19 protein-coding genes are annotated in these 22,055 nt (G+C 34.6%); 7 read left to right on the top strand and 12 right to left on the bottom strand.

Annotated elements, in window-relative coordinates:
- Positions 1–32 precede the first annotated feature (32 nt).
- Both J0M15_15465 and J0M15_15460 read right to left on the bottom strand, forming a co-directional pair.
- Complete coding sequence (locus tag J0M15_15465; GenBank protein ID MBN8538450.1) at positions 33–428, bottom strand: rhodanese-like domain-containing protein; 396 nt, start codon at positions 426–428, stop codon at positions 33–35.
- Positions 415–1,641, bottom strand: a complete 1,227-nt coding sequence (locus J0M15_15460) for an MFS transporter (GenBank protein ID MBN8538449.1) — start codon at positions 1,639–1,641, stop codon at positions 415–417. The genes J0M15_15465 and J0M15_15460 overlap by 14 nt, the downstream gene beginning before the upstream one ends.
- Positions 1,642–1,681: 40 nt before the next feature.
- Here J0M15_15460 and J0M15_15455 point away from each other — a divergent pair, with 40 nt between their 5' ends.
- On the top strand, positions 1,682–2,782 hold the full coding sequence (locus tag J0M15_15455; GenBank protein MBN8538448.1) for a hypothetical protein: 1,101 nt from the start codon (positions 1,682–1,684) through the stop codon (positions 2,780–2,782).
- A gap of 30 nt (positions 2,783–2,812) precedes the next feature.
- On the opposite strand, the gene J0M15_15450 is transcribed toward J0M15_15455, so the two are convergent.
- Together J0M15_15450 and J0M15_15445 are read right to left on the bottom strand one after the other, a co-directional pair.
- Complete coding sequence (locus J0M15_15450) at positions 2,813–3,127, bottom strand: YggU family protein (GenBank protein MBN8538447.1); 315 nt, start codon at positions 3,125–3,127, stop codon at positions 2,813–2,815.
- A 32-nt stretch (positions 3,128–3,159) separates the two neighbouring features.
- On the bottom strand, positions 3,160–3,663 hold the full coding sequence (locus J0M15_15445) for a DivIVA domain-containing protein (protein MBN8538446.1): 504 nt from the start codon (positions 3,661–3,663) through the stop codon (positions 3,160–3,162).
- Between the two features lie 154 nt (positions 3,664–3,817).
- Here J0M15_15445 and J0M15_15440 point away from each other — a divergent pair, with 154 nt between their 5' ends.
- Positions 3,818–5,665, top strand: a complete 1,848-nt coding sequence (locus tag J0M15_15440; GenBank protein MBN8538445.1) for a hypothetical protein — start codon at positions 3,818–3,820, stop codon at positions 5,663–5,665.
- Here the strand turns inward: J0M15_15440 and J0M15_15435 are convergent.
- The 7 genes from J0M15_15435 to J0M15_15405 form a co-directional block, all read right to left on the bottom strand.
- Complete coding sequence (locus tag J0M15_15435; protein MBN8538444.1) at positions 5,662–6,237, bottom strand: serine esterase; 576 nt, start codon at positions 6,235–6,237, stop codon at positions 5,662–5,664. The two genes, J0M15_15440 and J0M15_15435, sit on opposite strands and share 4 nt — an antisense overlap.
- Before the next feature lie 247 nt (positions 6,238–6,484).
- Positions 6,485–8,221 (bottom strand): hypothetical protein, encoded by a 1,737-nt coding sequence (locus tag J0M15_15430; GenBank protein ID MBN8538443.1) that lies wholly within the window; start codon positions 8,219–8,221, stop codon positions 6,485–6,487.
- Between the two features lie 279 nt (positions 8,222–8,500).
- Entirely contained in the window at positions 8,501–8,932 is a 432-nt protein-coding gene (locus J0M15_15425; GenBank protein ID MBN8538442.1) for a hypothetical protein, read from the bottom strand.
- A 143-nt stretch (positions 8,933–9,075) separates the two neighbouring features.
- A complete protein-coding gene (locus tag J0M15_15420) occupies positions 9,076–10,932 on the bottom strand; it encodes a HAMP domain-containing histidine kinase (protein MBN8538441.1) in 1,857 nt (618 codons plus the stop codon).
- Entirely contained in the window at positions 10,913–11,557 is a 645-nt protein-coding gene (locus J0M15_15415; protein ID MBN8538440.1) for a hypothetical protein, read from the bottom strand. The genes J0M15_15420 and J0M15_15415 overlap by 20 nt, the downstream gene beginning before the upstream one ends.
- Positions 11,554–12,282, bottom strand: a complete 729-nt coding sequence (locus J0M15_15410) for an alpha/beta fold hydrolase (protein ID MBN8538439.1) — start codon at positions 12,280–12,282, stop codon at positions 11,554–11,556. Before J0M15_15410 ends, J0M15_15415 begins: the two co-directional genes overlap by 4 nt.
- Positions 12,283–12,287: 5 nt before the next feature.
- Complete coding sequence (locus tag J0M15_15405) at positions 12,288–12,455, bottom strand: hypothetical protein (protein MBN8538438.1); 168 nt, start codon at positions 12,453–12,455, stop codon at positions 12,288–12,290.
- Positions 12,456–13,209: 754 nt separating this feature from the next.
- On the opposite strand from J0M15_15405, the gene J0M15_15400 reads away from it, so the two are divergent.
- The 5 genes from J0M15_15400 to J0M15_15380 all read left to right on the top strand — a co-directional run bounded on the left by J0M15_15400 (position 13,210) and on the right by J0M15_15380 (position 20,640).
- Positions 13,210–14,250, top strand: a complete 1,041-nt coding sequence (locus tag J0M15_15400; GenBank protein ID MBN8538437.1) for a hypothetical protein — start codon at positions 13,210–13,212, stop codon at positions 14,248–14,250.
- A 31-nt stretch (positions 14,251–14,281) separates the two neighbouring features.
- Positions 14,282–16,432 (top strand): hypothetical protein, encoded by a 2,151-nt coding sequence (locus tag J0M15_15395; GenBank protein ID MBN8538436.1) that lies wholly within the window; start codon positions 14,282–14,284, stop codon positions 16,430–16,432.
- Positions 16,429–18,537 (top strand): adenylate/guanylate cyclase domain-containing protein, encoded by a 2,109-nt coding sequence (locus J0M15_15390; protein MBN8538435.1) that lies wholly within the window; start codon positions 16,429–16,431, stop codon positions 18,535–18,537. The genes J0M15_15395 and J0M15_15390 overlap by 4 nt, the downstream gene beginning before the upstream one ends.
- Before the next feature lie 412 nt (positions 18,538–18,949).
- The gene (locus tag J0M15_15385; protein ID MBN8538434.1) at positions 18,950–19,357 is read left to right on the top strand and encodes a DUF1311 domain-containing protein; all 408 of its coding nucleotides are present in this window, start codon (positions 18,950–18,952) and stop codon (positions 19,355–19,357) included.
- A gap of 35 nt (positions 19,358–19,392) precedes the next feature.
- Entirely contained in the window at positions 19,393–20,640 is a 1,248-nt protein-coding gene (locus tag J0M15_15380) for a trypsin-like peptidase domain-containing protein (GenBank protein MBN8538433.1), read from the top strand.
- A gap of 108 nt (positions 20,641–20,748) precedes the next feature.
- Here J0M15_15380 and J0M15_15375 read toward each other — a convergent pair whose 3' ends face one another.
- Positions 20,749–21,978: an NADP-dependent isocitrate dehydrogenase gene (locus J0M15_15375; GenBank protein ID MBN8538432.1), complete on the bottom strand. Its 1,230-nt coding sequence runs from the start codon at positions 21,976–21,978 to the stop codon at positions 20,749–20,751.
- Positions 21,979–22,055 lie beyond the last annotated feature (77 nt).

Here is a 22,055-nt window from a genome sequence, read left to right as displayed (position 1 = left end):
TTCCTTTTAGGTAGTTCCTTTTAAGTAGTTCCTTAACAGGAATTTGGATGGGCGGCCATCTTGGCATCTGTTAAGAGTTGAGTCAGTCCCCCTTCGATGAGATAAATATTTTTATAACCTACTTTTTCCAAAGCCAGAGCAAATTCATTTGAAGACAAACCATCTTGACAAATTAAAATGATAGGAGATTCCATTGTAAGGCTAATGTTGTTTGAGCCCTTTACAAGCTGATCTAAATCAGCTGCAAGAAATTGTTCTTTAAAGAATCTTTGATAGTAAGGATTTAAATGTTTAAAGGCATCTAGCGTGGACTCTCTGGTAAGCTCTTCAGGACTTGAGTTCTGAAAAAACTCTATAAATTTAAAAGGAACTTTTTGCAAAATTAAATTTTCTAACTGATAAAAGCTTATTTTATTAAGTAGGCTCATGATGTTTTCCCTTGACTGGAATTTTTGAATAAATGCTGAGTAAAACTATGAACGAGATCATTCCTAGCAAACTTGAAAAAATAAAGGGACTGGTTTGGGTGGACTTATAAAATAGCCAACCTCCAAGGGCTGGGCCCAAAATTCTACCCAGTGATGAAAGACTTTGTGTGACCCCCATAGTTCCTCCTTGTTCGGTGCTTTCAGTTAACAAGCTGATGCTGCCAAGGACGGAAGGGCTGGAAAGTCCATTACCCAGGGCAAGCAAGGTCATACAAATGGCCATGAATGAAATAGAATCTGCTACAGCAATCAAACCTAGTCCTGAAAAAAAACAAATTGATCCAATGGTAAGTACAACCCTTTCTCCATATTTAGGGATAAGCCTTCGAACAAGAAATCCTTGTGCGAAAATCATCATGAGTCCGATATAGCCAAAACCAAAACTGACTTCTTTGACTCCCCAATTGAATTTTGAACCCATAAATAAAATCAAAGTAGCTTCCATTGAAGACATAGCAAATGAAAGTAAGAAAAAAATGACAATTAATTTATTCACAATTGGAATTTTTAGTTTTTCGAATATGACAAGGAATCGATTTTTTCTATCATGGTTTATATTTTTTTCTTTTAAAGATTCTTCTAATTTAAAATATCCAAATAGAAAAGTAAGGCCACAAATTCCAGCTACGAAAAAAGAAGCAAAGGAGGTATTAAAAAAGGGTTCACTCGAAAGTTGACTTCCAAGTTGAGTTAATAGACCACCAATAGTTGGGCCAAAAACAAAACCCAATCCGAAGGCGACTCCAATTAATGCCATCCCTTTAGATCTTTCATTTTGAGGAGTGATATCTGAAATATAGGCTGACGCTGTCGAAATACTACCGCCAAAAAAACCAGCCATGGCTCTTGCAAGGAAGAGTAAATAGAGATCTCTGCTTAAAGCGAAAATAATATAAGAAAGCCCTTCACCAAGAAGACAAAAGAGTAAAATCGGCTTTCTGCCCTTTCGATCGCTGAGTCTTCCCCAAAAAGGAGCAAAAAGAAATTGAGCTAAAGAATAGATCGACATTAAAAGCCCAGTTTCAAAAGCTGTGGCCCCAAAATCTCGACTAAGGATTGGTAAAATGGGAATGATAATACCAAAACCTAGAAGATAGATAAAAACAGTAATGAAAATAACTACAAGTTGAGTTTTTTTATTTGCGGAGGACATTTACTTTACCTCTTTGTATATGTTGGTCATAATATTCCTAATGAAGAAATTTTATATTTATTTAATTTTCATTCTTTGTGTAACGTATAAAGCGAACTCTTTCAACAAACTTAAGAATTATGAGCCAAGAACTTTTGAAATTGGAGCAGGAACGACTTATCTTGATACAAGTGCCAATTTTAATAGTGATGGGAATAAAGTCAATCTTATCGGTAGCAATAAATACACTTTGTTTACTTCTTTTGTGACATCAAGATATGTTTTTCCAGGATCGTGGTCGATGTCTGCGTCCGCAAATGTTTCAAATGCAGAAAGTAAAAACTCTGATTTTGTGAGGACAAACTCAACATTTAGTCAGCTTTCGCTGGCCGCGGATTATATGGTTTATCGAGGCTTTATGGATTTTATTCCAGAGTTGGCTTTTAGTTACTCCCTAGATCCCATTGAAAAAAATCAAGATACAGTCATGACCGATGAAGGCGTCATGGAGCTCATGGCTATGCTAAAAGCACAAAACAGTTACTCTTGGTTCTCTTATTATTTGGGATGTGGATTTAATTATCGCAATGAAAGATCCAGCTTGTTCCCATGGAATGTGGGGGGAGGGGTTCGATGGGGACAATCCTTTGTTGGCATCGAAGTCAGTGGTTTTCAAAGTGTGATGGACGACCCCGATAAAGGGACTTTGGAATCAGCCAGGTATTCTCTGGTACAGAAAGTAAACGGAGGAAGTTATCGTTTTTACTCTGTGAATCCATCAGAGACCAAAGCCAGTTTAAATATCGATTTGGGCTTTTCACGAGGTATTGTTCTTAAATCTTTTGTAGCTACTTCTTTGGTAGGACAAAATTTCTCGAGTGGACTGTATGCTGGACTTGGAATAACTCTATTATTTGATGCTTTTTCAAGGAAGCAGCCAGAATACCATGAAACAACTCAAGAGGAAAAATATAAAATTCAAACTGAAGATGGTGTTGATCAACATTTATTTCAAAAAGAGCCTGAAATACCAAAGGCTCCCGTTAGATCCGATCAAAAACAAAAAGAAGTGGTATCCGATGCCGATCTGCAATCTCAACTCGACGAAGCTGAAATGAGCATTAAATTAAAATCCAATAAAAAGAAAAAAAAGAAAAGATAAGAAATTCAACGCAACTCATCTCAACCAATCTCATTTTTGTAAGAGCGTATGATGCAGATCCTGCTCGAATTTTTGAGCGTCGTTTGGACATATTTTTACTTGTTTATGGCGAGTTAAATGTCCTTTGACAATTTCAATTTGATTTCGTTTAAGATGAAAAACTTCAGCCAAATAAAGGATCAGTTCTTCATTTGCCCTTCCTTCGATTGGAGGAGAATGAATTCTCATTTTGATTTTACCACTATGAATTCCTTGAATCTCATTTTTTTTACAATTTGGCTGAATCAGGATGGAAAGTAAAAAACTATTTTCTTTTTGCTGATAACAGTTTTTTATTTCATCCATGGTAAAACTCATCTGTTAGCTTTAGATAGGTTTTAGAGGTGAGAATTTTGATTTTTATTATGATCAATAGCATAATTCACAGAAGGAACATATTTCTCGCCCTGTTCTAAAATTGAAAGATGAGCTTGTACAAGGGCTTTAAGATTCGCCTCAAATTGAATTCGGGTTTTCTTTAAATCCACGATTTCTTGATAGGTCTTTTTTAAAGAATCTTTGGCATCGCGAGTAATAAATTCAGCTTTTTGTTGTGCTTCGGCAAGAATAAATTTGGCTTCTCGATCGGCCTCAAGGCGCATTTTCTCAGACATCTGAGATGCTGTTGTAATCGTATCTTTTAACAGTTTGTCGCGTTCTTTGTATTCCAAAAGTGACAGTTCCTTTTCACGTAAGATTTCCTTCAGTTGGTTTCTTTCATGAATAAGGGATTCCATTTGGGAAGAGATTTGTTGTAGAAAATCACCAACTTCTTGATTGTCAAAACCCATGAGTTTCCTTGAGAAATCTTTATGGGCAATATCTATGGGTGTAATTTTCATTGGACCTCCCTGTCGCAAAAAATTTAATTCTTAATCAGTCTATCAAGAAAGTAAAGACGTCTGCATAGGGAAAGTGAACAACGGATTTAATCCTGACCTAAGTCGAGATTCTTTCGGATTTCTTTAACTTTTTATATTACTTCCGAGAATAACTATGATGAGAATTGGATCTAACATTTCATACACCACTGAGCTTGAGTATTCCCCGTTTGATAAGATTGATGGCGATCATCCTTATCGCGAATTAGGTAAACATGGATACGTGGATTATGAAGTTCTGAAATTAAATAAAGGTAAAGTCGTTTATTTTAATTTTGCCTTAGCAAAAGAAATGGGATTAATCAGCACTGATCACAAATCTGAAATGAATGTTTCTTTACATCAAAAGCTCATCGAGACTTTTTCTCTGCAAATTATAAATGAATACGATATTCTAAATAAAAAGCGAGTCGCCAAAAAAAATGTTAAACCCAAAAAATACATGGCGACCAGATACTTACAGCTACAACATCAAAGTAAAAAAGGCCTCACATCGGGTGATGGACGCAGTATTTGGAATGGTTTCCTTATGAATGAAGGCGTCATCTGGGATATTTCATCTCGGGGAACGGGGGTAACCGTATTGTCACCTGGGGCTTCGATTAAAAAAAAGCCCCTAAAAACAGGAAATACAGATACGGGATATGGTTGTGGACAGGCAGAGCTAGATGAATTGATTGGCTCCGCGATTATGTCTGAAGTTCTGCACCGAAAAGGAATTCATACAGAAAGAGTCCTGTGTGTCATTGATTTGGGAAAAGGCGTGGGGATTGGCGTTCGCGCAGGTAAAAACCTCATTCGTCCAGCACATGCTTTTCTTTTTCTAAAACAAAATAGAAAAAATGAATTAGGAAAAGTGATTGATTATTATATAAAAAGGCAAATCATAAATAAAAAATTAGTGAGTCTGAGTACCGCGTTTGCAAACCAAAAATACGATCTTTTCCTGAAAGATTACTGTAAGAGACTGGCCAAGTTTGTGGCTTTTATTGAGGAAAATTATATTTTTGTTTGGTTAGATTGGGATGGAGATAATTTGTTATTTGACGCAGGAATAATTGATTATGGAAGCATCCGTCATTTTGGAACCTGTCATAATAGGTATAAATATGATGATGTGGATCGATTCTCAACAAATCTAAGTGAACAAAAAAACAAAGCGCAACTCTTGGTCAAGGAGATGATTCAAACTGTTGAGTACTTAAAAACAAGCTCGAAAACTCCCCTAAGGAACCTTAACAATCATTCTGCTTTAGATTTATTTCATACTTATTTGAAGCAATATTCTTTATTTTATTTTGCTCAAAAAATTGGACTTTCAAATCATCAGATAAAAGTATGTTTAAAAGATCCAAAGCTTGCCACACTGTTAAGCAATCTAAAAGAAGACTTTAAGTTCTGGGAAGACTTAAAAACGTCTAAAGGGCGAGTCAAAGTTCCTGATGGAATTAATTATTTCCCCTTAGTAAATATGCGTACGGTGGCCAGAGAGTTTCCCACTTTGTTTTCACAAAATGAGGAATTTTCAATTTATGATTTTGTTAAATTAGCGCAGACACAATTTTGTAAACCGAAAGATGAAAAAATCTTTTTACAGAATAAAAATCGCTACTTAAGTTTCTTTGATAATTATAAATCACTTTTTAAAAAATTAAAAATAATATCCAATTCAAACACGCTAGAAAAAGTGAATCAAAGAGTAAATCAAATTCATCCTGAAAGTTTTTTAACGGGTAATTCCTTAATTCATTGTGTTGATGACATTATAAGCGGATATGCACTCACACATAAGCCTGATACCGTACAAAACCTAATCGAAAAACTCATAGATTACTCCCATGGAGAAAGTTTTTTCAATCGACAAAGACATTTCTATTCTTTAACAAATAAAGAGAGTCTGACCGAGAAAAAAATATGGGATAAAATTGTTATGAATTTACACGAGTATCGGGAAGAGATTTAAGTGTTTTCAACACTCTGGGCTTTTATCCATCTGCGAATAATTGGAAACTCTTCTTCTTCAAGATCGTGTTTTTTATTTAAAGAAATAAACTCAATATTCAATCCTGCATCTAATAATTTTTCGACACCAAATTTCGTATCACTATATTTTAAAATATCATCATGATACCCGTGGGTAAGTATCCAGGGAGTTTTTTTAGTTTTTGCAGTTAGTGAGTTTCTCCATCTTGGAAAAAAATGAAAATAGCCGCTTATGCCAATGACTCCTCCTAATTTTTTTGGATAATTAAGAGCAATATCTGCACTAATCAGACAACCTTGCGAGAATCCAAAAAGAAAAATATCTTTTGCTTTCCAACCGGAGGTATTCAACTCGTTTATCAGATCAAACATTTTACTTCTGATTTTAAGAACGCCTTCTTTCTGATAGGGAGGTTCTCCGTACCAGGAAAAACCAGTCATGTATTTTCTAGGAGCATTTAATAGCAAATAATTCATTTCTGGCAAGTTAAATTCATTATCAAAGTGGCGAAATGGTCTTAGGCTATCACCCCTGCCATGCAAAACAATCATAAGCTTTTTGGATTTCTTTTTAGAAGGAATAAATTTATATTGAAAATGTTTTTGCGTTAAAGAGAATACCTGAGATTTATTTTGAACTTTAATTTTTGTAACCAACGGTCTACCCTCAATTAAATAAATGGCAGAGTGTGTTTGAAGACTTTTCAGACACACTTTGATCGAATATAGGATCAAAACAGAGGAAACTCAACAAATTAAGCCATGAGTGTAAAGTTTTATCTCCAAGGAAAAAACCATTTTATGAACAAGATAAAACCGCGAGGGCTTTTCCCACCTGGGGATCAGCCATCCGTGCAGGAACCCTGCGGCCTTCACAGTTTTTAATTTTTAAATGATTTTTAGGAGTATTTTTTGCAACCTCGAACGAACTCTTCGTTGAAGAATCCTTTTGCAAAGAACCTCTATCTGAAGATACAAAATTATAAACCGGGTTATAGTAGAGATCTTCCTCTCTTCCCTCAGCAATGTCCCAGGAATTTATCATGATGTCAGGAATGATTCCGATAAGTTGAGGAGAATTTCCAGAGGGAAGTGTAAACAATCCCTTAGTTTGAAAGATTAATATTTTCGGATTTTTATACCAAGCTTCGCCTTCTTGGAAAGTCCCCTTACCAAAGGTTCTTTCCCCAATAACTAGTCCTCTATGGTAGTCCTGAAGAACTCCAGCCAATATCTCTGCACTGCTAGCTGTGCCTTGATTAACTAACACGGCCAAGGGGCCAAAATAAACTTGCTTTGAAGAGGCAAAAAACGATTCAATTTCTTTTTGAGTATTTTGCTTAAAATACTTAAGCTCATATATTTTTCTATCACCAACAAATAAGCCAGCCAGACAAAGCACTTCATCCATAGAGCCACCAGAGTTATCACGCAGATCTAAAATGATTCCTGAGACATTCTGTTGTTGTGCTTTTGTTAAAAGAGATTCGGTCTGTTTACAAACTCCATCGGCAATTTTAAAGATTGAAATGTGCCAATGAGATTTGTTGTTTCCAGATATTAACTTATGAAGCTGAACTGATTTTAATACTTGGTCTTCTTTCACGAGCGTGAGTTGGACAAATTTTTCATCTTGCGAAATAAGGAAAGAGTTCCTCTGCTTTCCTTTAAATAGACTTAGTAATTCCTCGTTCGTCAAGTGAGACACCGATAGGCCATCTACCTCAACCAAAACATCACCTTCTTGAATTCCAGCTTTTTCAAAAAGAGTATCTGAATAAATGCGTGTAAAAATAAACTTGTTATTGGATTTACTTACGATAAATCCATAGGAATTCATGACATTTTGACTTTGTGCTGTCACTTTTTCAAAATACTCTTTGGGTAAAATATAAGTATGAGGATCCTTGTAAACAGACAGGTAGGAATTAAAAGCTTGGGCCACGCGTAGAGACTCGTAATTCCGATTTTTAAAGGATCTGGAAATCTCAAGCCAAATAGCCTCAACAGGAATTTGGGAAGCTTTTTGTTTCCTAAAAACACTTTCCCAAACTTTGAGTTTTTCTTTTTCATTCATATGAGAAAACTTATTGGAAACAGGAATTGAAGAACGAGATGTTGAAGCATAAGATGATTGAGATGATTGAGATGATTGAGAATGTGGACCCATTTTACTTGCTGTTGTGCTATTTAATACCGTCACAACTTTTCCATCGAGTAAAATTTCTTTCCCCTCTTTTTCGGCAATTGTCATCAGAGCATTCATGCAGGACAAAAAAACACTTTGAGAAGCTTGGCATTTTTTATTTAAAAACAAATTTTCAATGTCTTTAACTTGAAGACCCGTTTCTCGCCATTTCTCCTCAATAGAAAGCCCTGAGTTTCTATTTAAGGTATCATCCTGGCTCTCGTTGGTTTTTTTATAGTTATCGCCATTGCTGTGATAAAAAACACCGAAGAACAAAAAAATAACTATGATAGTAATAACTAAAGAGATAACCCTACACCCCAAACGAACCACAATAACTTCCCCCAAAAATTAACCCTAGGCTGTTAACTAGCAAGCCTCATGCCTTCCATAGAACACTATAGAGGACTCACAGAATAGCAAAAAAGGGTAAACCCTGTTATATTTTCAAGATTGAATAAAGAAAAGACAGGCTTATGCCTTTTTCTTCTTTTTGTGGGCAAGCCTTGGGATTGGACATAGGTTCAAGTAAAAAACTTCCCTCGCCGTTGTCATTGCGCAGATGTTCTGCCGAAGATGTCCTGCCGTAGATGGAAGATTGAGTTGTAAAAAGTGAGTTGGTTTGTTTTAAGGCTTTCTGGGTTTCTCTGATTCTATTTTACTAGCTAAATTTTCAATTTTTTTACGGGTGCCAGCTGGAAGACGAGCCAAAAATTCTTTAGGATTTTTACTATATTCTTGAAGTGAGTTTAATGCTTTTTCTTGATTGTTCTCATTCATTTCCAATAAAACCGGCAAAATATCCGCTGCAATAGAATACATTTGCTGAACATTCTCATCAGATCCTCCAACTTGCTTTGCAAAGTCATCTGCTTTCCTAGCCTTTGGGTCAGCACTAAGAACTGTTTCAACTTTACTTCTATCCTTCAGAAGGCCTTGCGCTTCAGAAAGCGCATTCCTATCAAGCTCCTCAGCAAATGAAGTGGCTACGAAGGAAAATACAGTCATAACTTTAAAGACATTTATTGGGGTAAAAAAACTTAGTTTTTTTGTATGCACAACCAACTCCACTGCGATAAATATTACTCATGTTAGTGTAAAGCTTTTTAAAAAATAAAAAATATTTTTCTATGGGGGTGTTCCAAATCAGTTCGAATTGAGTCGGCGTGTTACTTTGTTTTAGGATGTCTCAAAAAGAGATTTTAAGGAAGTGTATACTCAAGTCTGGTTTTAAAATTTACATATTCATTGTTGCTAAATACTTTACTGTACTCTTTTTCATTTGCAAGCTCGATAGGGATAAGACTGGCCATCATTTTTGGCAACAGCTTAACCTTTAAAGACTGGCATTTACTTCTAATAAAACTCTCTTCATATCTACTTGTAATTAAGATGCTTCTTTCTTCTATTTCTAGTTCTTCAATGATTTCTAAACCAGTCTGTTTTTGATTAAGCAATTCATAATCAAATAAAAATAAATAATTATTTAAGCTCAAAAAAGAATTCAGTTCTTTTTGCTTAAGAAACCATGTCTTAAACGCTAAACCAGAAGTAAATGATAGAAATTCAATTTGATGTTGAATTACATTTAAAAATTGAATTCTTTCTTTCCAAATACCATGAATAGTACAATCATCATCAAGTGAAATAATGATTTGTTTCGGTTTCAAAATTAACCTTTCAACAAACCAGGCAGGAGCCTGAACCCGCGGAAATCTCAACATTATTATTGTGCCCTTTCCTAATTCACTTTTTACAAGAAATTCACCTCCACATTTGTTTACAGTCTGTTTTGCATGATATAAACCTAGTCCTGATCCACTTTGTGAACCTTCTTTACCATGGGTGACTCCCAATTCACCCAAACGATTAAGGATATCTTCCGGCATCCCTTTACCGTTATCTTTTACAATAATTGTTAAACACGTATTTTCTAAAACAAGGTTGAGTTCCACTTTACCATTGGCCTCTGAAATTGACTCGACTGAGTTTATTATTAAATTTGATAAAACCCTTTTAATTTCTGCAACATTAATTTTTGCAAAAGCACCATATGAATCTTTAAGATCTGACTCAAATTCAATATTTGTTTTATCCCTATACTGCGCCCTTTTTTCCGAAACAATCGATTCAATTAACGGCGGAATCAGTTCGACCTCAAGTTTATAATCTGCACCTGAAGCACGCCCTGAATTTTGAGACGAATTCGTCGAATAATTTGTTACTTGCGCTTTAGAGCGTTCTAATAAAGTGTTGGCAATATCATTAATTCTGTTAACAGAGGTCCTTAATAAGATTCGTTTTTCTTCTGAAATATTTGTAATTTGAGAAATAATCATATTAAGAACTGAAAGTGGCGATCGAATATCATGAGAGACTTGGGAGGCTATTTCTGCCATGATCTTTAATCCGGCCGCTTTCTCAACTTCATTTTTTACCAAAGTTAATTCTGACTCAATAATTGATCTCATTTCGATTTCTCGATTTAAATCTTTGGCTAATAGATCATTAAGCTTTTTTTGGGTTTCAACATTACTAATTACAGCTTCGAAACGATCTGACGTAATTTTAGCTAATACTAGTCCTACGAGCATACCTGAAACGGGAAGGCTAAAATTATCGATAAAATGACCAATTGACGTAAAATATTTTGGATTTTTAAAAAACAAAGGAACAATGAAACCCGTTAATTGAGTTGGAAATGTGAACTTTAACCAACTTTTAAAGGTCTCTCTTAAAGATAGGGAACTTAATATCAGCCATGGACCAGTGAAAGAGTAAAAGGAAATTGAATTTGAGCCTTCAATAATTCCATGAAATGCCTGCATAATTAAACAAAATAAAAAGAAATACGTTTCAATTTTACTTGAATTTATCTTATTAAAAAACAATAAAGCCGACAACGAAAACCCAGTAAAAACTACTAAAATTCGAGTTGAAATCAGCAAATTAAAAAATACTTCTGATTGATATTGAAACGCACTTAACACAAAAAACATTAAACCCACTGAAGTTAATGCTATTGCTACGGCTTGTGTTTTAATTAATTTCTTTTCCATAAGGAGTCATAATTCCTTTTTTTATTTTTAAGTTTTGCTCTACTATAACAAGCGATTCAGCGGGAATATCTTCTCTCAAAATGGCTCCTGTAGATATTAATGCATTTTTTCCGATTGTAATTCCTCTGGGTATAGTTACATTCATTTGGAAACCGACATTTTCTTTGACAACTAGAGGCTTATATAGCGGTTTTAGAAAATGGCCTCCATTTCTTGCGGAATAAAGATCATGACCATCAGAATCCATGAACTGACAATTCCACGAAGTACATGTGTTTTTACCAAATTCAATCTTTCTAAAACAAAAAAACGTATTATTATGGGCAATAATATTTGAACCACCAAAGATCATATGTGAATTTTTATTTAAAATTAGGGAGGTACCTGGTCCTATGTTTAAATCACCATTAATTTCTAAAATGGAATTCTCATCTAAGTAAATATTTGTTTTTTCAAAGCAAGAAAAACAATCATCACTTATTGAATAACCAGCACGAAAAATTCCATTATTTATAATTAATTTAGCCCCTTTTTGAAGTTTAATAGTAACATTTTTTGAAAAAAGGAATAATCCATTATTTACTTTAACTTTTCTTAAAATTAAAAATCTAGAAATAAAGTTCATGATTTACCTAATAAATCATGAATAAGTAATAGCAAATCTTCTCTATTTTGATTAAAACCATGGTCACAATTAATTTCAAAATAACTAGCCCTATTAGAAAGTGAATCAAAAAACAATTTAGTATTTGAAGGCAATACTTCAATATCATTTGCTGCTTGAATGATGTTTATAACCCCAGTAAATGATTTAAGTTTATCGAGAAACAATTGTGGTTGATAATGTAAAATAATTTCTTGAACTTGGTTCGCCATCTCAGCATAAGAACCTCTAAAAAATTCTTTAGACTCATTGTACACAAGTTGAATAAGTTGATTGAGGTCGCAACCGCTCGGGAAATAAGTGTACGGTGAAAGCAAAAGAACTGACTTAATATTATTAGTATTAACATGCTTAATTATATTTAAGGCTATGAGCCCCCCCCAAGAGTGACCTATCAAATAAAAGGATTTATATTTTTTAATTTCATTTAAACAATTAAAGTAGTTAATAGAATCCTCGATTGATTTCGGAAAGGAAAAGTTTAAATTACTTTTTCCTAACCCTGCGTAGTGAATTAGAAAAACATCTTTTTTAAGATAAGAAGAGATAAATTCAGCAATGTATTCATTTTTTCCTTCTGGTGAAGGATATCCATGTAGCATTAGAACTGCTTCCTCTGATTTCTCTGCCGAGAAATATTTTTCATTGTATATAATATTTTCAAAAAACTGCAGTTCTTGCTTCATAGGGTCTATTTGATTTTTGTAGCTGCGTTTGCAGAGACTGAAATAGTAAAAACAATTGATACTAATATCCATGAAATTAATGATGAGGTTGCAAAATACTTTGAAAACCTTAAACGTTTTTTTTCTGCAGTAATTGAAACTGATTCAACATTTTGACTAAGTGATTTATTCATAATTCCCCCTTTTAGTTTAATAACCCTTGTAATAAAGGATTTGGTGGCTTTTTCTATATTAAGAAGTCAAAAACAGCCAGTATTTTCTAAAAAAAAGAGACAATTTCTGAAAAACAGTAAAGAAACAAATGAGTTCTTGGTTATCGATAAAATATTAACCCCCATCCCTGTATTTTATTCATACTTTTGCTGATTAATCTGTTCTTACCATTACAAACTTTTTCGAATAGAACTAATAAAGTGCTATTTGTCTTACCGAATTTTTTATTGAAGTAATTTTTTACTGCGGAATCCTTTACCCCCCCTTTTTGGTTGCATGAAATATACTTTCAATTCTTGATTTCAATACGTAGACACTGAACAAATATTTCTGATTGTTCAAACTTGACTTCTTTAGTCGACTTAATCATCTGATTGTTTTGATGGGCTATTTTTAAACACAATAATTTGATTTGACCGACTTTTTTCAATAAGTACTTTGTTTGGCGACGTTAGGCTGCAGATGTTTTCTTAGTAATGAGTTAATGAGTAACATAACAACAGACTGTTACTTAGTAATTACTTTCAATTTTTACTATTGAATTTCGAGGGGGAGACAGACAAAAAAGGTCTCTGTGGGCGTAAAATGGGTTCCTATTTTTAACAAAAAATGTACCAATTGTAATATTTTAGATTTCAACAAATTAATATCCATTTGAGACAGGCTTTATTATTGTATGAATATAAATACAAAAGACGCTTAAAGGGAGCCAAAATGAAAACTTTAATCATCATTCTCACATTGATACAAGTTTTAAGCACACAATCAAGAGCTTGTGATTATAATAATGAAGCCATTAGGCGAGTTATATTACTTGCAGATGAAGTTGAAAGTTTACTTGGCGATGATTCAAGATATGAATCTATAAGCAGTGATTATAAACCTGAAATACAAAAAATGAAGGCTTCCCGTGCTATGAAACCTATTAACCCAACAAACCAAAATGGTCAAATTGAATATAACACAGTAGGAAATGTAGTAATTAGTAGTTCTAATGGTGGTCAGCTAAGAATTGGATCAGGTTTTAAAATTGGAAAGAGTTGTGTTATAACTTCTGCACATGTTTTGTTTGAATCTTTAGATGTGTCAGTAAATGACAGAGATTATAATGAATTTAATGGTAAAATCAAATTTGAAAGGGGTGGAAATTCCGGACTTGGTTCAGTTAATGCTAAAGTGTTTTTTAAGATGACTAACGAAAAAGAAGATTTTGAGTTAAAAACATTAAATGGGAATAAACAAGTTAGAACCTTTAAGGGACATAATGATTTGGTAATTTTAAAACTGGAAAAAGCTGATGATAATTTTAAAAAAATTGTTGTAAGAGATCCTAAATCATTTTCCTCCATAAACCCAAATATAGGAGAAAAAATTTCATGTCAGGGATCACCATCACATGCGGTGGATAAAACATATGGCAATTGTTCTGGAGCAGAATTTCTATGGGAACAAAAGAATGCACGTATTTTTGATAATCACCAGAAATATGGTTTAAGTACAAACTTAGCCTCATCAGCGGGTATGTCGGGCGGATCTTGTTCATTAAATAATAAGCCAGAAGAAGTATTTGCTGTCGTAAGTAATGGATTTTCAGAAGACATTAATGGCAAATATATTATGCCAAATTTGAAATTTTCTGAGGGGAATATTGAAAACGGGGCTGCTAGATATCTGTCTTTGTTTCATATTCTTGATAAAAGAATGAAAAAAGAACTTGGCTATGGTCTAGATAAAATTGCAGAAAATTGCAATTAACTTTTTCTTATTTTTCTCCGATTAATTATATGTGAACCACATTAATAAGTTAATTTTCCTATTAATTATATTTTCCTTTTATAGCTTTGCTGATTGTCTTTTTCTAGGATTAAAAGGCAATATTGAATATAAATTTATTTGTGAAGGCAAAGAAATAAGCGTGAATTGCTTGGAAGATAAAGAAAGAGACGAATGTGAAGCAGATATAAATGTCGAAATTAAAAAATATAATGTTCAGTTCATTAATTCTAAAATTAGTTCTATCAACAAATTATCCTATCAAGACAAAACACATAAAATCTGTGATTTGGATCACGGAAAAAACATTTCATGTGAAACAATCGATGATTGCAAAAATGGAATACACTCAGATAGATTTTTTGAAGAAACCGAACAGGTTGCTCATCAAGAAAGTTGCTCGAAGAATAAGTTTGAAATTGCTCAAAAGTACATTTTGTCTGATCAGTTGGTTTCACAGTGGACTGATAAATTTGAAATTGAAAACAAAATTAACAATTCTTGTGGGCAACTTGAGGATAAAGAAAAAAGATACCTAAAAAACTTTCTTAAAAAATTTGTAAATTCTGACTATCTAAGAAAAAGCTGCTTTGCAGATATCAAAAATCGGGAAAACAAGGCTATTTCAGAAAGTTCAAAGATAAGAATTGCAGATAAAGTTTCTTTGAGCCTGATAAATTTTATTGATAATGATCTTAAAAATTGTGATGGTTTGATGAATCACTTTTTTGAAGAGAGTAAATTAAATATGAATCAGTTTTTATGTATGAAAATTCAAAATGTATTACCTATAAAAAATATTAATTGTGTTAATGGAAGAGCTGATGGTCGTTATGCAAATAAAGATACATTGATTGCATCAAACAAAGACTCTGGGGCTGAAGTGGCACGTGCGGATACTAGCGGATTGGAAAACCAAACTCCCAAACTAATTCCAAAGCCTGCTGAGATGTCAGACCCAATACTTGTCAAAGGAACTTTAGCCAAAATCGATGAAATGTTAGAAAAAAATAGTGGAATTGTTACCCCCGAAGTTGCGGCTTCAGCAGGAGATATGTTTAATGCTGGTGTTTATAAACGAACGCAAGAAGCAATTGATTATCTAGATGAGAAGTTTTTTGCTGGAGAACACAAAGAAAATGGAAATCAAAATCACGATACAAGCGGAAATGACAGCTCACAAAATAATGGTTCGCGAGCTCCTGCTTCCAAATTATTTGGAAAAAAAGAACGAAATTCAAGACCTCCATCATCCTCAAATAAAATAGCTGGTTCATCGGGAGATGATTCTATTTCGATTGCTCCTGGAGGGGTGAAGGCAGGTCTTGCAGGTGGTGAATCTGGTGATGCCGTTGCTGCTTCAACTGCAGTTAATGGCGGTCGGGCGGTCAATATTCTTGATGGTAAAAATAAGGTAGCTGGCCGCTTGAGTATCGATAATCAAAATGGAAAACAGACAGGTGGGGTGCCGCCTGGGACAAATCCAGAAAGTACTTTCGCTGCTGGATCTGGGGCCGGATCTGGTGGATTGCAAGTGGGTTCGGCGGGGCTGACTCGGTTGGGTGGCAATGTAGGTTCAGGCTCAGTTATAGGCAAAGGAGCTGCTTCAGGTTTAGGACCGGCGTCAACGACAAGTCAAAAAAATACGGAAGTACGGCCTTTAACTGCAAAAGACAAAAAAGAATTAAATCAATTTGTTAATGCTCTTACTAGGATAGACAACGTAAAGGATCTTGAGACCGTCTTGCGCTATGGTCAAAACTTTCCCCAATTAGACTACTTGATTAAGAATACATTTGTTCAAAATCAAAGTCCAGGTGGAAACTCACGAGGACCGGCATCTAAATTTACTGATCGCGTGGGTGGGGCTAGAACTGACGTTGATCCAATTGTGGAAAAAGCACAAAAAGAGTTAGTCGGTCGTTTAAAAGAATATAATGTAAAAGTTTTCGATGGAAGAACGGGAAATACCGTATTTGATCCGACTAAGGGTCGTGATTCTGATGTTGCTGGCAGGGCAGCTAAACCAAAAAATACAAGTAACACAGATAGTTCAGATGAGACAGGCGATACCAGCAGTGTTGGCCCTAGTTACATCGTTCGAATCGATGACAAAGGAGTTCGATTTTCAAAGCCACTTCGTGGAACGAGTAAGAATAAATGATACTTAAAAAAAAATCATTTGTGGTTGTACTATTAATCGCTTTTTGGCTTGGGTATATGTTGTTGAGTATTGTTCAGACAACCTTTACGACCATTCAGGCTAAGGCGAGAATTGATGATTTACGAAATCAGAACATTGATTTTATTTTAAATAACTCCAAGGACTTTATATTATCTGAAAATTTTGATCTTTTAAGAGAACAGCTTCAGAATGCTGTTAAGCTTAAATTTATTGATTACTATTGTTTCAAGGATGGCGAAAAAGTTCTTCAAGAGATGTATTTAGATACGAACAGATCTGCTTGTAAAATACTTGATACCTATAATTTCATTCATTTTGATCAATTTCATGTGTTTGATTTAAGGACAGTAAAACCTATTAAAATTGATAACTATATTCTTATTGTGGGGTACAGTTCCAATTTAATTCATTTTCTGAAATGGGAACATAAAGAGAATCTAATACCATTTATAAAAGACGTTTTTATAATTACGATTTTTGTCGGCTTGCTTATTTTTCTGATTTTAAAAGATTTTGTAATTATAGAACAACTATTACAGAGTGGAAATAAAGAGAAGTTGGCTAGACTCAAAACATCCAGCAAGGAAGCGCAGACGTTGTTGGATTCGACCAGGATGTTGGACAAAATAAATCTTCACAGTCGGCAAAGTATTCATTTGCTACAAAATACGGTGGGTGAGGCCCTGGCGTCGGAGATTCGCAAAAAGACACCCAGTTTGACCAGCCTTCAAGTGAGTGTGGTGCGCATTGATTTGAATGGTTACACGCAAATCTTTCTTGAAAAAAAAGAGGAACATATTGTTTCAATATTAAATGAATATTTTGAAGTAACAAATGATATCATCAACCGCTATCACGGTGAAATTTATCAAATTATCGGAGATGAGGTTATTTTTATTTTTAAAGGTCATAAAAGTGATCCTTTGGTTCCAGAGCTGAAAGCGCTATTTGCGGTGAAATCCATATTTGAGTGGGCAAAGAAACTGGACAAAAAAGTGAATGATCAATTTGGTCACCGATTTTTGTTAAAATCATCGATTTCGAATGGAAACCTAAAATTTGTTAAACTAAATACAGGTTTTGCTTTTGCCGGTGTGCCGTTAATTGAGTCGGTGAGGCTACTGGGCTGTGTTTCAGATAAGTCTGAAAATTCCTTGGTTGTTCTAGAGGCGAGCTATCATCATTGGGATAATTTTTTTCAAGGTGTTAACCGAAAAATGGTTCAATTAAAAGGTTTTGAAGAAACAGTTCCTGTAGTTGAAATCAAAGAATTTGTGTCTTTAGATGCTTACTTTGTCAATGTGTTAAGGGAAGAGGATAGAGAAATTTTTAGATATAAAATGAATTATTTAGATTACTTTAGAAGTCAAAATGATATTTTAGAGTCTTTAGTTCTAATTGATAAATATTTTCAGGCAGAGAAAATGGAGCCCATTTTCTATCTATTACAATCTTTAAAGAAGATCTCTGTTTCGGTTCCTGATGCTTTAATATGTCAGAGACTGTATCAAATATTGTCAGACCATTTTGAAGTTATTCAAAGAAAACAGACCGAAAACTTATTTTTATCAGGCATTTTGAATTTAATCCCTCATTTTATTAACAAAGAAATGTGGTCGGATTCTTGGAGCTCTTTGTTGCAGAACTATTTACTTTCTTCAAATCCAAGGATAGTTGCGAATGCGTCGGAAGTTTATTTTATCTTTCATGAACAAATATCTGAAGTCAAAAACATCTTAATAAATTGGAAAGATAACAATAGAATTTCAGCCAATCTTGTTTTGGCTCAACTTAAAAAAGAGCTAGCTAAAAAGGAAACTGAAACCGTGATACAATGGATTAAGTCGGGGACACCTTTGTTTCAAGCCAGTGCGCTCTATTTAATAGAAGAACTGATTAGCCATTACTATAAAAAAGATGAAGTGGTCTATACTACGAATGATTTTTTGGCAAAACTAAAGCAGGAAGGACTTAAATTATTGGGTCACCAAAATGAGATGGTAAGGTTAAGAGCCTCTATTTTAGAGAAAACGATCTTAGAGAAAAAAAATAAGGCATCTAACCAAGAAGATTTTGAAAGTTAGATGCCTTACAACCCGCCCATTTACTTCATATATTAAGACTATCTGTCATATGAATTGGTTAATCAGTAACAAGAAAATTTGAATTAATATACTGAATTTGTTTTGTACGGTAATTTGCAGTCTGCAAAAAATATAATAACAGATTCAACTTCATCGTATTATCTTCAATTTCTGCTCCAAAAAATAATATAAGATAAATTTTTCAGAGTCCTATTTTAAATTCATGTTTTATTTACAGAGAATAAATACTTTTTTATATGTAATATTTTTAGTCAGTACCATTTCAGAGAATTTCTGTTATAAGCGGAGAATGATTTTATCAACGATTTTAGCAACAACTAAACGTAGCATTAAAAGTAACATTAAAAATAACAAGGTTAAACATTATCAACTAGATAATATGGGGGATTTTATGAATTTAAAAAAAGTGATTTTCTTAGTTTCGTTTTTTATAATTAGTTTAAGTGGGAAGAGTTCTTTTTCAAAGACTCTGACCGACTGTCAAGACATGCCAGATAACGCTTCCATAGGAATGTGTTTGGATGATGTATTTAAAGAAACAGACGTCCAGTTAAATCTGAAATATCAAAAACTAGTTTCCAAACTTAAAACCAGCTCTCTTGAGGAAAACAAAGAATTGTTGTCTCGGCTTGTGAAAGCGCAAAGAGCGTGGATTACTTTTAAGGATACAACATGTGAATTGGAAGGCATGCAAATGTACGGAGGATCTGGACAAGGTTTGCAAGTTCTGTCTTGTCTTCTAGATATGACCGAAAAAAGAATTGAAGATTTAAACAGATACCAAGACTTTGTTTTCTAATAGCTTAGGGATCATTTTAATGACAGGGGGATCAATTGAAATATTTTATTCTGCCAATAAGTGCGTTTTTTATTTTAGAGTGCCTGGTTGGGTGTGGAAAATCTTCCAAACAAGTAACTGGATCACGTGAATCAATAGAACCGAAAAACTCAGTAGAAACGAAAAAGCCCGCTGATTTTCCAATTGATTCTCAATTGACTTTGAATCTTGATAACCCTCGAGGCTTTTATCCATTAAACGTCAAGGGATTGCCTGATGTTGTAAGAGCTGCGGGTTCCTCAGTTTTCGAATTGCGAGTTCTTGCCGCTGGAGAGGACCGACTTCTTCGGGTCGTGGATGTTTCCAATGGTCAGGGTTCAAAATTTAAAGACAATATCCGAAAAATGAAAACAAGTTCCATCGATGCAAATTCAATAAATACAAGTTCAATGAATACAGGCTCACTGGATGAAAATGATAAAACTGTTTTGATCAAACAAATTGAAAGCTGCGAAGGGAATAAGGATATTACTTACCAAATGAATTGCTTGATCACCTTTGACATTCGAAAAAGCACAGGATTTTTGACAGGCGAGGGCTCAACTTTGTGGACGAATGCACATGTTGTGGATGGTTTCATGAGTTTTGTAGAAAAATTTCGTGATGTAAAATTTAGAAAAAAATCAAAATTAAGTAAATTTAAAAAGATCTTTTCTGAAAAGCAACGAATTGCCGTTTTTATTTTCAACAAGGAAGGTGAGTTACTGCTGAATCCCTATCTAGACCAAGCTACCATTGGCATGGCTCCGCCAATGACTTACATGGCGAGAGTTAGAAACACTTTTTTTGCTGAAGATTCTGATTATATTGGTTTGTCTCTTAGTAGACCTATAGGCAAGCCCTTAAAAGTTGCCGATAAGCTTCCTCTGTTTGGTCAGAGGATTTTCTTGTTTGGTTATCCAGCTTGCACGGCATGTAATCCAGAGAGTTTTCAAGTGGAGGATCCCAACGATTTTGCAGATAGGTCACCGGGACCAAATTCAGACGGAAAAGGGCTGAAAGTTTCTTCTGGAGTTTTGCTAGAACCAAAAAGTCAGGCTTCATTTTTTGAAGTTCAAGAATCTTTAATGGACTATTGGCAGTTGGACAGAATGTTTTTTAGCTCTGCTGACTCAAATCATGGAAATAGCGGTGGGCCCCTTTTAAATGAAAGAGGCGAAGTGGTCGCTATTCATACCGGAGGGAAATCCAGAATTATTGATGGAAAAGTAAAACGAATTTCCAGATCAGTCATTTTTTTCTAGCCTCCTAAAATCTTGATTATGGCAAATTCGCTTATAGATTCAATGATACCCGATCAGGTATAGTATCATAATAAAATGATAATACTATACCCTATCGGGTATAGAAATCTAGTTGAGGTTCAAGGCTTTCAAAAGATTTCTATCAATAGCTTCTAAGAAGGGTTCCGTGTTTAAATACTTGTCGGCAGGGATCTTGTCGCCGTATATGCAAGCAGCTAAGTCTTTCGTCATCAAACCTGATTCGACGGTTTGAACACAAACTTGCTCTAAGGTTTCTGCGAAGCGAATGAGCTCTGGATTGCTGTCTAATTTTCCTCGATGTGCCAAGCCCCTGGTCCACGCAAAAATGGAGGCAATGGGATTAGTGGATGTTGGTTTTCCTTGCTGATGAAGGCGGTAGTGCCTGGTGACCGTCCCATGGGCCGCTTCAGCTTCCATGGTTTTTCCGTCGGGGGTGATCAATACGGATGTCATTAACCCGAGAGAACCAAAACCTTGAGCTACGGTATCTGACTGAACATCCCCATCGTAGTTTTTGCAGGCCCATACAAAACCACCTTCCCATTTTAAACAACTGGCGACCATGTCATCAATAAGACGATGCTCATACGTAATACCTGCAGAGGTAAAGGCAGCTTTAAAGTCCTTCTCATAGATTTCTTGGAAAATATCTTTGAAGCGACCATCGTACTTTTTAAGAATCGTGTTTTTTGTTGATAAATAAAGTGGCCATTTTTTAGTTAAAGCGACGTTGAAGCAAGATTTTGCAAAGCCTTTAATAGACTCGTCAGTGTTATACATGGCCATGGCAACGCCATCCCCTTTGAAGTTGAATACTTCATGAGAAATTTTCTCTCCATTTTCGCCTTCGAAAGTGATAGTGAGTTTCCCTTTTCCTTTGGTCACGAAATCTGTAGCCCGGTATTGATCTCCGAAAGCATGTCTGCCGATCATGATGGGTTTTGTCCATCCAGGTACGAGGCGAGGGACATTTTTCATAATAATAGGCTCACGAAAAACGGTACCATCAAGAATATTTCGAATGGTTCCGTTAGGAGACTTCCACATTTGTTTTAGCTTAAATTCTTTAACTCGTTCTTCATCTGGCGTAATTGTGGCACACTTGATTCCCACATTGTATTTCTTGATGGCTTCGGCAGAGTCAATAGTTACTTGATCATTGGTTTTATCGCGATTTTCCATTCCCAGGTCAAAGTATTTAATATCGATATCAAGGTAGGGAGTGATCAGTTTATTTTTAATGAAAGCCCAAATGATTCTTGTCATTTCATCGCCATCGAGCTCTACAACGGGATTTGCCACTTTAATTTTTTTCATAAGTTATCCTTTTACTAAGTCTAGGTTTAAGATTAAGTTGCGAAAGCAACCAGGTTTAAATTTAGTATTTTTGTTAA

The sequence above is a fragment of the Deltaproteobacteria bacterium genome (assembly GCA_017302835.1).
In the GTDB taxonomy this organism is placed as follows: Bacteria; Bdellovibrionota; Bdellovibrionia; order Bdellovibrionales; family Bdellovibrionaceae; genus UBA2316.
This window is presented reverse-complemented; position numbering and strand designations above follow the sequence as displayed.